The organism is Streptomyces sp. NPDC037100, from assembly GCF_055606225.1.
In genome coordinates, this window is record NZ_JBVJSX010000007.1 from 261,569 (window position 1) to 274,962 (window position 13,394).

Annotated in this window: 12 protein-coding genes; 9 read left to right on the forward strand and 3 right to left on the reverse strand. The window is 71.2% G+C overall.

From position 1 onward, the window contains the following. Positions 1 to 93 precede the first annotated feature (93 nt). From gap to ACZ7EG_RS24245, 8 genes are all read left to right on the forward strand, one after another. Complete coding sequence (gene gap, locus ACZ7EG_RS24210) at positions 94 to 1,101, forward strand: type I glyceraldehyde-3-phosphate dehydrogenase (RefSeq protein ID WP_389969606.1); 1,008 nt, start codon at positions 94 to 96, stop codon at positions 1,099 to 1,101. Positions 1,102 to 1,244: 143 nt separating this feature from the next. Continuing rightward, entirely contained in the window at positions 1,245 to 2,456 is a 1,212-nt protein-coding gene (locus ACZ7EG_RS24215; protein WP_471082526.1) for a phosphoglycerate kinase, read from the forward strand. 6 nt (positions 2,457 to 2,462) lie between these two features. After that, the gene (gene tpiA, locus ACZ7EG_RS24220) at positions 2,463 to 3,239 is read left to right on the forward strand and encodes a triose-phosphate isomerase (RefSeq protein ID WP_362039016.1); all 777 of its coding nucleotides are present in this window, start codon (positions 2,463 to 2,465) and stop codon (positions 3,237 to 3,239) included. Between the two features lie 95 nt (positions 3,240 to 3,334). Further along, positions 3,335 to 3,571: a preprotein translocase subunit SecG gene (secG, locus tag ACZ7EG_RS24225; protein WP_094052663.1), complete on the forward strand. Its 237-nt coding sequence runs from the start codon at positions 3,335 to 3,337 to the stop codon at positions 3,569 to 3,571. 208 nt (positions 3,572 to 3,779) lie between these two features. Beyond that, on the forward strand, positions 3,780 to 4,115 hold the full coding sequence (locus ACZ7EG_RS24230) for an RNA polymerase-binding protein RbpA (RefSeq protein ID WP_003957010.1): 336 nt from the start codon (positions 3,780 to 3,782) through the stop codon (positions 4,113 to 4,115). A 160-nt stretch (positions 4,116 to 4,275) separates the two neighbouring features. After that, a complete protein-coding gene (locus ACZ7EG_RS24235) occupies positions 4,276 to 5,574 on the forward strand; it encodes an MFS transporter (protein WP_471082529.1) in 1,299 nt (432 codons plus the stop codon). 69 nt (positions 5,575 to 5,643) lie between these two features. After that, positions 5,644 to 7,296, forward strand: a complete 1,653-nt coding sequence (pgi, locus tag ACZ7EG_RS24240) for a glucose-6-phosphate isomerase (RefSeq protein WP_471082532.1) — start codon at positions 5,644 to 5,646, stop codon at positions 7,294 to 7,296. Positions 7,297 to 7,450: 154 nt separating this feature from the next. After that, a complete protein-coding gene (locus ACZ7EG_RS24245; protein ID WP_471082535.1) occupies positions 7,451 to 8,353 on the forward strand; it encodes a DUF3824 domain-containing protein in 903 nt (300 codons plus the stop codon). 19 nt (positions 8,354 to 8,372) lie between these two features. Here ACZ7EG_RS24245 and ACZ7EG_RS24250 read toward each other — a convergent pair whose 3' ends face one another. The 3 genes from ACZ7EG_RS24250 to ACZ7EG_RS24260 are packed head-to-tail and all read right to left on the reverse strand — an operon-like array spanning position 8,373 to position 11,965. After that, on the reverse strand, positions 8,373 to 10,655 hold the full coding sequence (locus tag ACZ7EG_RS24250; RefSeq protein ID WP_471082538.1) for an ABC transporter permease: 2,283 nt from the start codon (positions 10,653 to 10,655) through the stop codon (positions 8,373 to 8,375). 39 nt (positions 10,656 to 10,694) lie between these two features. Next, complete coding sequence (locus ACZ7EG_RS24255; RefSeq protein ID WP_471082540.1) at positions 10,695 to 11,453, reverse strand: ABC transporter ATP-binding protein; 759 nt, start codon at positions 11,451 to 11,453, stop codon at positions 10,695 to 10,697. Then, a complete protein-coding gene (locus tag ACZ7EG_RS24260) occupies positions 11,450 to 11,965 on the reverse strand; it encodes a PadR family transcriptional regulator (RefSeq protein WP_471082543.1) in 516 nt (171 codons plus the stop codon). Before ACZ7EG_RS24260 ends, ACZ7EG_RS24255 begins: the two co-directional genes overlap by 4 nt. A gap of 121 nt (positions 11,966 to 12,086) precedes the next feature. Between ACZ7EG_RS24260 and ACZ7EG_RS24265 the strand changes: the two genes are divergently transcribed. Next, positions 12,087 to 13,358 carry an ABC transporter substrate-binding protein gene (locus ACZ7EG_RS24265; protein ID WP_471082546.1) on the forward strand — a complete coding sequence of 424 codons (1,272 nt, stop codon included), beginning with the start codon at positions 12,087 to 12,089 and terminating at the stop codon, positions 13,356 to 13,358. The last annotated feature ends 36 nt before the right edge of the window (positions 13,359 to 13,394 follow it).

Consider the following 13,394-nt stretch of genomic DNA (forward strand, 5'->3'; position numbering starts at 1 on the left):
GCTTGCGAGAGGTAGGGTCGTAGGCGGTCGGGGACATCCCAAACAGAGCTCGCCGGCACCTCGTGGCCGGCGTACCAACGAGGAGATCGGTTCGTGACGATCCGCGTAGGCATCAACGGCTTCGGTCGTATCGGGCGCAACTACTTCCGCGCGCTGCTGGAGCAGGGTGCAGACATCGAGATCGTGGCTGTCAACGACCTGGGTGACACCGCGACCACCGCCCACCTGCTGAAGTACGACACCATCCTGGGCCGTCTCAAGCAGGAGGTCACCCACACCGCCGACACGATCACGGTCGACGGCAAGACCATCAAGGTGCTGGCCGAGCGCAACCCCGCCGACATCCCCTGGGGCGAGCTGGGCGTCGACATCGTCATCGAGTCGACCGGCATCTTCACCAAGAAGGCCGACGCCGAGAAGCACATCGCCGGTGGCGCGAAGAAGGTCCTCATCTCGGCTCCGGCCAAGGACGAGGACGTCACCATCGTGATGGGCGTCAACCAGGACAAGTACGACCCGGCGAACCACCACGTCATCTCCAACGCCTCCTGCACCACCAACTGTGTGGCGCCGATGGCGAAGGTCCTCGACGAGAACTTCGGCATCGTCAAGGGCCTGATGACGACGGTGCACGCGTACACCAACGACCAGCGCATCCTGGACTTCCCGCACAAGGACCTGCGTCGCGCGCGTGCGGCCGCCGAGAACATCATCCCGACCACCACGGGCGCCGCCAAGGCCACCGCGCTGGTCCTGCCGCAGCTCAAGGGCAAGCTGGACGGCATCGCGATGCGCGTCCCGGTCCCGACCGGCTCGGTCACCGACCTGGTCCTGGAGCTCGGCCGCGAGGTCACCAAGGAAGAGGTCAACGCCGCCTTCCAGAAGGCCGCGGAGGGCGAGCTGAAGGGCATCCTCGAGTACACCGAGGACCCGATCGTCTCCTCCGACATCGTGAACGCCCCGGCGTCCTGCACCTTCGACTCCTCCCTGACCATGGTCCAGGAGGGCAAGAACGTGAAGGTCATCGGCTGGTACGACAACGAGTGGGGCTACTCCAACCGCCTCGTGGACCTTACGGTCTTCGTCGGCAACCAGCTCTGATCAACCCAGAAGGCACGTCCATGTGAGAGCAGGGCTCGGGCGGCGCGCGGACGCGCCGTCCGAGCCCTGACTCACGTACAGATCAGAGTTGTTCGATCACGAGCGCTTACGAGCGATCACGAGCTCTTTCAGGAGTCCCCTTCATGAAGACGATCGACGAACTCCTCTCCGAGGGAGTGGCGGGCAAGCGGGTCTTCGTCCGCGCCGACCTGAACGTGCCGCTGGACGGCACGCGCATCACCGACGACGGCCGCATCCGCGCCGTGCTGCCCACGGTCAAGGCCCTCGCCGACGCGGGTGCCCGGGTCGTCGTCGCCTCCCACCTGGGCCGCCCCAAGGGTGCCCCGGACCCGGCCTTCTCCCTCGCCCCGGCCGCCGCGCGCCTCGGTGAGCTCCTCGGGGCGGACGTGGCCTTCGCGACCGACACGGTCGGCGAGTCCGCCCGGGCCACCGTCGCCGGCCTCGCCGACGGCCGGGTCGCCCTCGTCGAGAACCTGCGCTTCAACGCCGGTGAGACGAGCAAGGACGACGCCGAGCGCGGCGCCTTCGCCGACGAGCTCGCCGCCCTCGCGGACGTCTACGTCGGCGACGGCTTCGGCGCGGTGCACCGGGGGCACGCGTCCGTGTACGACCTCCCGGCCCGCCTGCCGCACTACGCCGGCTACCTCATCGCCACCGAGGTCGGCGTCCTGCGGAAGCTCACCGACGACGTCAAGCGGCCCTACGCCGTCGTCCTGGGCGGCGCCAAGGTGTCCGACAAGCTCGCCGTCATCGACCAGCTGCTCGGCAAGGCCGACCGCCTGCTCATCGGCGGCGGCATGGTCTTCACCTTCCTCAAGGCCAAGGGCCACGAGATCGGCTCGTCCCTGGTCCAGGAGGACCAGCTCCCGGTCGTCCGGGAGTACATCGAGCGCGCCGAGAAGAGCGGCGTCGAGCTGGTCCTGCCCGTGGACGTCGTGGTCGCGCCGGAGTTCCCGGACCTCAAGACCAAGGCACCGGGCCGGCCCAGCACGGTCGCCGCGGACGCCATGCCGGCCGGCCAGATGGGCCTGGACATCGGCCCGGAGTCCCGCAAGCTGTACGCATCGAAGATCGCCGACGCCGTCACCGTCTTCTGGAACGGCCCCATGGGCGTCTTCGAGCACCCCGATTTCGCCGAGGGCACCAAGGCCGTCGCCCAGGCTCTCCTCGACTCGAAGGCCTTCACGGTGGTCGGCGGTGGCGACTCCGCCGCCGCCGTCCGCATCCTGGGCTTCGACGAGAACGCATTCGGCCACATTTCGACCGGTGGCGGCGCCTCCCTCGAATACCTCGAGGGCAAGACGCTCCCCGGCCTCGCCGCACTGGAGGACTGACCCCATATGAGCACGCGCACGCCGCTGATGGCGGGCAACTGGAAGATGAACCTCAACCACCTCGAGGCCATCGCGCACGTCCAGAAGCTCGCCTTCGCCCTGGCCGACAAGGACTACGAGGCCGTCGAGGTCGCCGTCCTGCCGCCCTTCACCGACCTGCGCTCCGTGCAGACCCTGGTCGACGGCGACAAGCTCAAGATCAAGTACGGCGCCCAGGACATCTCGGCGCACGACGGCGGTGCCTTCACCGGCGAGATCTCCGGCCCCATGCTGGCCAAGCTGAAGTGCACGTACGTCGCCATCGGCCACAGCGAGCGCCGGCAGTACCACGCCGAGACCGACGAGCTGGTGAACGCCAAGGTCAAGGCCGCGTACAAGCACGGCCTGACCCCGATCCTGTGTGTCGGCGAGGAGCTGGAGGTCCGCGAGGCGGGCAACCACGTCTCCCACACCCTCGCCCAGGTCGAGGGCGGTCTGAAGGACCTCCCCGCCGAGCAGGCCGAGACCGTCGTGATCGCCTACGAGCCCGTGTGGGCCATCGGCACCGGCAAGGTCTGCGGCGCCGAGGACGCCCAGGAGGTCTGCGCGGCGATCCGTGGCAAGATCGCCGAGCTGTACTCGCAGGACCTGGCCGACAAGGTCCGCATCCAGTACGGCGGCTCGGTCAAGGCCGGCAACGTCGCGGAGATCATGGCCCAGGCCGACATCGACGGTGCCCTGGTCGGCGGTGCCTCGCTGGACGCCGACGAGTTCGTCAAGATCGTGCGCTTCCGCGACCAGTGAGTATGCGGTAGCGGCGATCCGTCGTACCCTTGCGGGGTCCAGCACCGTGCTGGGCCCCGCGTCGTTCGTCCGAATCCGAGGAAGTTGGTCCAGCCGTGGTTTTGGGGTTCTCGATCGCCCTGATCGTCTTCAGCCTGCTGCTGATGCTGCTGGTGCTGATGCACAAGGGGAAGGGCGGCGGCCTCTCCGACATGTTCGGTGGCGGCATGCAGTCCTCCGTCGGCGGCTCCTCGGTCGCCGAGCGCAACCTCGACCGCATCACCGTCGTGATCGGTCTGCTGTGGTTCGCGTGCATCGTCGTGCTCGGCATCCTGATGAAGGTGAACAACTGACCGAGCCGCAATCCGCACGGAACTCGTACGTAGGGCCCCATGTCCGGTACGCGCAGCTGAGCGCGGCCTATCATGGGGCTTGCGTCTAGGTGTGAGGGTTGTAACTCCAATCACTGGACGCGCGTTGGGCCTTACGTAGACTGAGGCGCTCGCAGCGAAGCGGAACGCCGACTCGCTTCGCGGCACCATCACGCAGGGAGTTACGACCGTGGCAAGTGGCAACGCGATCCGGGGAAGCCGGGTCGGGGCGGGGCCGATGGGCGAGGCCGAGCGCGGCGAGTCCGCGCCGCGGCTGCGCATCTCCTTCTGGTGCTCCAACGGACACGAGACCCAGCCGAGCTTCGCCAGCGACGCGCAGGTGCCCGACACCTGGGACTGTCCCCGCTGCGGCTTCCCGGCGGGCCAGGACCGGGACAACCCGCCGGACCCGCCGCGCACCGAGCCCTACAAGACCCACCTGGCGTATGTGCGGGAGCGGCGCAGCGACGCCGACGGCGAGGCGATCCTCGCCGAGGCGCTCGCCAAACTGCGGGGCGAAATCTAGAAGTCGAGACCGGCCGGGCACCAGCGGGTGCCCGGCCGGAACTGCCTCCCCGGGCACCACAGCGGGTGCCCGGCCGTCAGTGCTCCTCGCCGTCACCGCCGACCGATTGTCAGTGGTGCCCCCTACGGTTTGTGCATCGGACGAACCATGAGGGGGAGCGGTGGCGACGGTCGAGGTGGGTGGGGGTCCCTCCCTGCCCGAAGAGCCCGGGGGAGTGCGTGCGCCCGCGTGGCGCGGTGGCTTCGGGCGGCTGTGGGGTGCCGCCGTGCTGTCCAGCTTCGGCGACGCGCTGCGCACGGCCGCACTGCCCCTGCTGGCCGTCACCCTGACCGACGATCCGATGCTCATCGCGTCCGTCACGGCGTGCGGCTATCTGCCCTGGATCGTTTTCGGCCTGCTCGGCGGGGCCGTCGCCGACCGGGTGGACCAACGGCGGGCCATGTGGACGGTGGAGACGCTGCGCGGGCTCCTGGTGGCCGCCTTCGCCCTGGCCGTCGCGCTCGGACACGCCTCGATCGGCCTGCTCATCGCACTGGCCGTCGCGCTCACCACTCTCCAGACCCTCTTCGACAACGCTGCCACGGCGCTGTTGCCCGCCCTGGTCCACCGGGACGCGCTCGGCAGCGCCAACGCCCGGCTGATGACCGGTCAGCGGATCGCCGGCGGACTGCTCGGCGGCCCCGTCGTGCCCCTGCTGCTGGCAGCCGGGACCGCCGTGCCGTTCGCGGCCGACGCCGTGACCTTCCTCGTGGCCGCCGCACTGATCGCCTCCCTGCCGGCTGCCGGGCCCGACCGCGAGCCGAGACCCGCGGGCAGCACACTGCGCCGGGAGATCGCGGAAGGCCTGCGCACCCTGTGGCGCGACCGAGCCCTGCGCGCCCTGTGCACCGCCACGGCCCTGTGCAACATCGGCATGGGCACCCAGCTCGCCATGCTGGTCGTCCTCGTCACCGACTGGCTCCACGCGGGCCCCGCGGGATACGCGGCGGCGGGCACCGCCTTCACGCTGGGCAGTCTGGCCGGGGGAGTGGTGAACGGCCGACTGGTGGCGCGGCTCGGCCGGCTGCGGTCGGTGCTGCTCGCCGGCTCGATGCAGACCGCGCTCCTCGTCGTCATGGGCACCGTGCGCAGCCTGGCCGTGCTGGTGGGCGCGCTGGCCGTGTTCGGGCTCCTGGGCATGGTGTGGAACGTCAACACGACGACACTCATGCAGGAGCGCAGCCCCGCCGGGCTCCTGGGCCGGGTCAGCTCGGCCTTCCGGACCCTGGCCTTCGCCGGAGTGCCCCTCGGTGCCCTGCTGGGCGGGGCCGTCGCCGCCGCCTGGGGTCCCAGCACACCGCCCCTGCTCACGGCCGCCTTCTTCGTCCTCGCCGTCATCGCGCTGATACCCGTGCGCACGGTGAACGTATCTGTCGTCGAGCCGGAGGACGGCGCCACGACGGCCGACGTCACGCGCTGATCAACTAGGTTGGGACCGGCAGCGGGGCAAGGTACGCAGGCAGGACAGGAAAGAAGGCTGAAGTCCGAGATGAACGCAGACGGCCGTACCAGACTCAACCAGACGCCTGAGTGGACGGCACTGGCCAAGCACCGTGAGGAGCTCGGCGACGTCCGGTTGCGCGAGCTGTTCGCCGCCGACGCCGGCCGCGGCACCGGGTACGCCCTCAGGGTCGGCGACCTGTACGTCGACTACTCCAAGCACCTCGTCACCGACGACACCCTGCGACTGCTGCGCGAACTGGCCGCCGCCACCGACGTCTTCGGGCTGCGCGACGCCATGTTCCGCGGCGAGAAGATCAACACCACCGAGAACCGGGCCGTGCTGCACACCGCGCTGCGCGCCCCGCGGGACGCGGTGATCGAGGTCGACGGCGAGAACGTGGTGCCCGATGTGCACGCGGTGCTCGACAAGATGGCGGACTTCGCCGACCGGGTGCGGTCGGGCGAGTGGACCGGCCACACCGGCAAGCGGATCCGGAACGTCGTCAACGTCGGCATCGGCGGCTCCGATCTCGGCCCCGCCATGGCGTACGAGGTGCTGCGCGCCTTCACGGACCGCTCGCTGACGGTGCGTTTCGTGTCCAACGTGGACGGCGCCGACCTGCACGAGGCGGTTCGGGACCTGGACCCGGCTCAGACGCTGTTCGTCATCGCCTCCAAGACCTTCACCACCATCGAGACGGTCACGAACGCCACGTCCGCGCGCTCCTGGCTGCTGGACGCGCTCGGTGACGACGCCGCCGTCGCCAAGCACTTCGTGGCGCTGTCGACGAACGCCGAGAAGGTCGCCGAGTTCGGCATCGACACGGCCAACATGTTCGAGTTCTGGGACTGGGTCGGCGGCCGCTACTCCTACGACTCGGCGATCGGCCTGGCCCTCATGATCGCCATCGGCCCGGACCGCTTCCGCGAGATGCTCGACGGGTTCCGCATCGTCGACGAGCACTTCCGGACCGCGCCCGCCGAGGCCAACGTGCCGCTGCTGCTGGGCCTGCTGGGCATCTGGTACGGCAACTTCCACGACGCCCAGTCGCACGCGGTGCTGCCCTACAGCCACTACCTGTCCAGGTTCACCGCCTACCTCCAGCAGCTCGACATGGAGTCCAACGGCAAGTACGTCGGCCGGGACGGGCGCGAGGTCGAGTGGCAGACGGGGCCGGTCGTGTGGGGCACGCCGGGCACCAACGGGCAGCACGCCTACTACCAGCTCATCCACCAGGGCACGAAGCTGATCCCTGCGGACTTCATCGGCTTCGCCAACCCGGTCGCCGAGCTGGGCGAGCAGTTGAAGGCACAGCACGACCTGCTGATGGCCAACTTCTTCGCCCAGACGCAGGCGCTCGCCTTCGGCAAGACCCCGGAGGAGGTGCGGGCCGAGGGAGTGCCGGAGGAACTGGTGCCGCACAAGACGTTCCGGGGCGACCACCCGACGACCACGATCCTCGCGCCCGAGCTGACGCCGTCCGTGCTCGGCCAGTTGGTCGCCCTCTACGAGCACAAGGTGTTCGTGCAGGGTGCCGTCTGGAACATCGATTCCTTCGACCAGTGGGGCGTGGAGCTGGGCAAGGTCCTCGCCAAGCGCGTCGAGCCCGCGCTGACCGGGGGCGTCGAGGTCGAGGGCCTGGACGCCTCCACACAGGCGCTGGTCGCCACGTACCGGGAGTTGCGCGGCCGGCGGTGACCACGGCCGCACGGGAAGGCGGGCGGCGGTGCGCCGTCCGCCTCCCGTAGACTCCCGGCGACCACGGCCGCACGGGAAGGCGGGCGGCGGTGCGCCGTCCGCCTCCCGTAGACTCCCGGACGTTCATCACGGCGAGTGCTCGGGGGAGCGCGAAGTGGCACGCACACGCGGAAGTTGGACCGGTGGCAGGCTGACGGCCGGGTCCCTGTTCAAGCCTCAGGACGTGGCGCGGGCGGTGTTCCACCCCGCGTGGATTCCCGAGCCGCTCGATCCGTCGGTGGAGCGGCTCAAGAGATTCCGCGTCATCGCCGGGGCCGTCGCATCCCTCGGGGTCTACACCTTCATCGAGGGCGGTTTCGACTTCACGGAGCTGCTGGAGAACGCGATGACGGCCTCCGTCGTCCTGCTCTTCCTCACCCCGCTGACGGTCGGGGTGATGCTGTGGGTCTGGCGGCGCGGCGGCACGGTGCGGCAGTTGCGGCGGCCGCTCCTCAGCTCCCTCGCGCTGCTCGTGCTGTTCGTCGGCTGCGTGGCAGCCGTGCTGCTGCTGGTGCGGACGGTGAACGCGTCGGCGAACGTCGCCGGGATCATCGGGTTCGGCATGATGATGCTCTGGCTGCTCGCCTTCACGGCCTACGGAGCCGTGCGGGTCTCGGGCAACTTCTTCGGCACGGCCGCCGTGCACCGCTGCCTGCCGCCGTTGCTCGCCATGGTGACCAGTTGGCTGGTGGCCGTCCCGGACCTCGTGACCGGTGATCTGCACGGCCTCAGTCTCACCCTGGGCATCGTCTTCATCCTGGGCGCGCCGGTGACCGTCACCGCCATCGCGCTGCTGGAGATGCGGCGGCTGAAGCGGCGCTACGGAATCCGGCTGAACGCCCATCCGGCGACACACGCCCCCGTGCGCGGGCCGGTCCCGCCGATGCCCCCGGCGGGCATGCCGCACCTGCCGCCGCAGGGGAATCCGTACGGGCATCCCTACGCGCCGAGCGGGCAGCACCCCTACGCCCCGCACCCCCGGCCCCCGTACCACCCGCAGCAGCCGTACGGGGGCTGACCCCGGGGCGGTACCGGCGTCAGGCCACCGCGCTCAGCGTGTCCGCGAGGCGCCGTCGGGCCGCCCGGGCCGCGGGGAGGGCGGCCAGCGCGGCGGCGCAGAGCACCGCCGCGGCGCCGAGCAGCACCATCAGGATCGCGGAGGGTCCCTGGGCGATCCCGGAGCCGATGCCGCTGGACCGGCCCTGGGCGTCGATCAGCCACCGGGCCAGGGGCAGGCCGAGGGCGATGGCGGCGAGGACGGCCGCCAGGGCCGTGAGGCCGGTGGCCGTGACGGTGATCGCCGTGATCTGCCGGGGGGACAGTCCGACGGCCTTCAGGGCCAGCAGGTCCCGTTCGCTCTCCCGGACGGTGCCGCCGATCGCGGTCAGCAGTTCGATCAGCCCGATGAGGGCGAGGACGGCGATCAGCCAGGCGACGACCGCGCGCAGCGGGGAGAGCCCGTCTGCCGGGTTGGTCACGGTGTGCACATCCAGATGGCCGCGCCCCGCGGCGGCGAGCCGGTCGGCGACCTCCCGGGGGTCGGCGCCGGGGTCGAGGCGGAGTTCGTAGAGGGTGGGGCGGAGCCCCGGGTTGTTCTCGCGGAGGGTGTCGAGGGGCGTGGAGATGACCCGGCCCGCGTTCTCCGGCTCGATGCTGCGGCCCACGATGTGCAGGATTTGCGGCTGGTCGCCGACGGTCATCCACACCCAGGCGCCGACCTGCACGTCCAGCAGGTCGAGCAGCCCTTGCCCGGCCACCGCCTCGTCGGGACCGCGGGCGGGGCGGCCCTCGGCGAGGGTGTGCGGGTAGGGGTCCTCCTGGGTGCCGAGACCGCGCAGCGCGATGGTCGCGGTCTGGCCGGGACCCAGGGCGGCCGTTTCGACGCCCGGGTAGGCGGCGGCCACCTGCGGGTCGCTCTCCAGGAGGGAGCGGACCCGCTGTTCGCCCAGGCCGGCGTCCGCGCGGACGCTGAGCGCGGCCGGCAGGCCGATCCGCTCGGGCTCGCTGTGGAAGCGGTCGAGGGTGGTCCAGGCGCTCATCGCCACGACGATCAGCAGCAGGGGCAGCGTGAGCCGGGCGACGGTGGCCAGGGACCGGGGGCGGCGGGTGAACGCCCTGTGCCATCCCAGCACCAGCGCGGGCGGGATCCGTACGCCGAGGGCCCGGCGCGCCACGCCGGACAGCCGTCCTCCCGAGGTCGCGGCGGATCTCGGCACCGGCACCGGCGGAACGCGCCCGGCCCGCCAGGCGGCCAGCCCCGTGGTCGCGCCGATGAACAGCACCGCGCCCACCGGCACCACGAGGAGCGCCGCGGTGTGGCCGGGCAGCCCCTGCCACACGCCGACGGCGTCCCCGAGCCGCCCCGGGATCCGGCTGCCCAGGGCCTCGGCGAGAGCGGCGGCGGCCACGGCGCCCAGCAGGGCGTAGGCGAGGTGCTGGAGCAGAAAGATGCGGACCACCTGGCCGGGGGTGAAGCCGATGGCCTTCAGGACGGAGAGGTCGCGCAGGTGTCCGCGGATGCGGGTGCCGATCGCCCCGTGCACGGCGAGTCCGGCCGCGACCAGCGCACCCAGCCCGAACAGGCCCAGCACCTGACCGAGCAGCCGGTTGTCGCCCTGGGCCTCGGCCCGCGCCTGCTGCCAGGTGGAGACCTCGCTGATCGCCCCGGAGCCCAGCACCGTCACCGCGCGCTGGACGATGTACGACGTGTCGCCCGGGTCCGTCAGCCGCAGCCCGATCACCTGGCCGCCGGGGTCCGGCACGGCCGACGGCAGTGCCCACACCAGGCCCGGCTGCTCACCGGGCCGGTAGCGCGGCTCGGCGCTGTCGGCGAGGCCCACGACGGTCAGCTCGCGGGCTGTGCCGGGCACGTCGAGGGTGTCGCCGGGCCCGGCCAGCAGGGCACGGGCGAGGCGGCTCTCCAGGACCACACCGCTTGGATGCGACGGGTCGAGCCAGTGCCCGGAGACCAGCGGCGGGCGGCCGTCGGAGGACCCTGCCGGCATGCCCCGCAGCTCGACGGCGGCGCGGCCGCCGCGCGCGGAGACGGTGGTGGCGGCGCTGGGATAGGGGCCGACGACGGCTTCCACACCGTCCAGACCGGCCAGCTTCCCGGTGTCGGCCGCCGTGTCGGTGTGCAGCCACACATGCGCGCCGTGCGACTGCGTGAAGACGCGCTGCCAGGGGTTGGTCGCGTAGCCGAACAGGGCCGTGGCCAGCAGCAGGGAGGCGACGATGCCGGCGGTGGCGAGGACCAGGAACAGCGCCTCGCCGCGGTGCGTGCGCAGATCGGAGTGGGCCCAGCGCAGGGTGGCTCGCATACGGGTCAGCCCTTCCGGGGATCGTCGTACACCCGCATGTCAGTCCTTCAGCTCCAGCACACCGGATATGCCGGAGCGGCGCGGCGGGGTGGTGCCGCCGTCGAGTGCCGCGTCGTCGGCGATCCGGCCGTCGAAGAAGCTGATCACCCGGTCCGCGGCGCTCGCCAGCCGGGCGTCATGGGTGACCAGCACGATCGTCTGGCCACGCTGGTGGAAGCGGGACAGCAGCCGCATCACCTCGCGGGTGCCCTTGCTGTCGAGGCTGCCCGCGGGCTCGTCGGCCAGCAGCAGCGGCGGGTGGTTGACCAGGGCCCGCGCCAGGGCGACGCGCTGCTGCTCCCCGCCGGACAGCTCACCCGGCATGCTGCGCTCCTTGCCCGTCAGGCCCAGCTCGGCCAGCAGCGCCTCGCGCTCGGTGCGCGCCTGCTTCGGCGAGGTCCCGGCGAGCAGGGCGGGCAGCTCCACGTTGTCGGCGACGGACAGGTTGGAGACGAGGTTGAAGAACTGGAAGACGATGCCGATGCGCTTCCTGCGCTCCACCGCCCAGCGCGCCTCACCGTAGGTGTCGGTGGACTCGCCGGCGAGCCAGATACGGCCCGCGTCCGGCCGCTGGAGTCCGCCGAGCAGATGCAGCAGCGTCGACTTGCCCGCGCCGGACGGGCCGGTGATCGCCACGAACTCGCCCTGCCGTACGCACAGGTCGACCCCGCGCACGGCGTGGGCCGGGGCGCCCTCGCCGTGGTGGGTCTTCACCAGCCCCTCGGCGCGCAGCACAGGAGCGGGACGGTCGTCGCTCACTCCAGCTCCTCCAGCTCTTCCTGGCACCGCTCCAGCCAGTCGAGGTCGGCCTGCAGGTGCAGCATCGCGCCCTCGATCAGCAGATGCGCGATGCGGTTGTCGCGGTTCTCGGCGGCGGCCAGCTTCGACATCTGCCGCATGGTGTTCAGGTACTGGCGCCGCTGCTGGTTGATCAGCGTGATCTGCTCGGCGAGGCCGGTCTGCGGAGCGAGCGCCAGCTTCATGAAGAACTCGTCCCGTACCCGCGGCTCGTCCTCGGGCTCCTCGAACCAGGCGCGCAGCGCCTCCCGCCCGGCGTCGGTGAGGTGGTAGACCTTTTTGTTGGGCCGGCTGGACTGCGTTACGTCCTCGCCCTCGATCAGTCCCGACTTCTCGAGGCGGCCGAGGGTCACATAGATCTGGCCGACGTTCGGCTGAGGGTACGCGGAGCCCAGCAGTTGCTCAAGGTCCTGCTTGAGCTCGTAGCCGTGGGCGGGTCCGCGGGCGAGGAGTGCCAGGAGGGGCAGGCGCACGCGTGCAGTCCTCCTGTCTGGTCCAATGTGCTCCAGGCCCTAGTATCGCCCATACCTAACAGGTATACATGGCCTCTGTTCCGGGCAAGGGTGCCCAGCGCCGGTGTACAGGGAGGAACCTATGCGGTGGATCCATGCCGCGGGTAGGGGCCTCCTCGTTCTCGTCGTGGTCCTGACCGGCTACGTCGCCGCCGGAGCGCAGGCGGGCGAACCCTCCGAAGGCGGCCGCGGGCCGCTCACCCTCGCCACCGCCGGGGACCTCACCGGCTATCTCGGCCCCCTGCTGGAGGGCTGGAACCGTACCCACCCGGGCGAGAAGGTGACCCTCGTCGAGCTGCCGGACTCGGCCGACGAGACCCAGGCTCAGATGATCACCGACCTGCGCGACGGCGACCGCAGCCGGTTCGACGTGCTCAACATCGACGTCAACTGGACCCCGGAGTTCGCCGCGGCGGGCTGGATCAGGCCGCTGCCCCGGGACCGCTTCCCGCTGAAGACCTTCCTCCAGCCGGTCGTGGACACGGCGACCTATGACGGGCAGCTCTACGCCGTCCCGTACGTCACCAACGCCGGCCTGCTGCTGTACCGCAAGGACGTCCTCGCCAAGGAGGGCGTCGATCCGCCGCGCACCTGGGCGGAACTGGAACGGTACGCGAAGGCCATCGCCCCGAGGCACGGCCTCGACGGTTATGCCGGGCAGTTCCTGCCGTACGAGGGCCTCACCGTGAATGCGGCCGAGGCCGTCTACTCGGCCGGCGGCTCGATCCTCGGCGACGAGGGCGAGCGCGTCACCGTCGACTCGGCGGCGGCCCGCGAGGGCATCGGGTTCCTTGCGCGCGGGGTGCGCGAGGGCTGGATCCCCCGGGAAGCGCTGACGTACAAGGAGGAGGAGTCCAAGCAGGCCTTCCAGGACGGCCGGCTGCTCTTCCTGCGGAACTGGCCCTACGCCTACGTCGGTGCCTCCGCCCCCGGTTCGAAGGTCGCCGGGAAGGTCGGTGCCGTACCCCTGCCCGGACCCGGCGGTCCGGGGACCAGTGTCCTCGGCGGCTCCAACCTGGCCGTCAGCGCGCATGCGCGCCACCCCGACTCGGCGGCCCGCCTGATCGCGTACCTCACCAGTGAACGAGTCCAGCGGCAGGTCCTCACGCGCGGCGCGCTGCCGCCGGTGCGGGCGGATCTCTACCGGGATCCCGCGCTCATCCGCAGGTTCCCCTACCTGCCGACCCTGCGGACGAGCGTCCTCGCGGCCGAGCCCCGCCCCAAGAGCCCGCGGTACGGCCAGGTGAGCCTGGTGGTGCAGGCGGTCGTGCACGACGCGATGGCGGGGCACCAGACGCCCGCCGCGGCGGTGGACCGACTGGCGCGAGAGCTCGCCGTCATCTCGCGCGGCTAGCGCTTTCCGCGACCCTCCCTAGTTACTTGTTAGGTA

What these genes read in the sequence shown, in the direction of transcription:
- ACZ7EG_RS24250 (WP_471082538.1), bottom strand. Translation starts at nt 10,655, where the DNA reads ATGCGAGCCACCCTGCGCTGGGCCCACTCCGATCTGCGCACGCACCGC.
- ACZ7EG_RS24215 (WP_471082526.1), top strand. Translation starts at nt 1,245, where the DNA reads ATGAAGACGATCGACGAACTCCTCTCCGAGGGAGTGGCGGGCAAGCGG.
- pgi (WP_471082532.1), top strand. Translation starts at nt 5,644, where the DNA reads ATGAACGCAGACGGCCGTACCAGACTCAACCAGACGCCTGAGTGGACG.
- tpiA (WP_362039016.1), top strand. Translation starts at nt 2,463, where the DNA reads ATGAGCACGCGCACGCCGCTGATGGCGGGCAACTGGAAGATGAACCTC.
- ACZ7EG_RS24265 (WP_471082546.1), top strand. Translation starts at nt 12,087, where the DNA reads ATGCGGTGGATCCATGCCGCGGGTAGGGGCCTCCTCGTTCTCGTCGTG.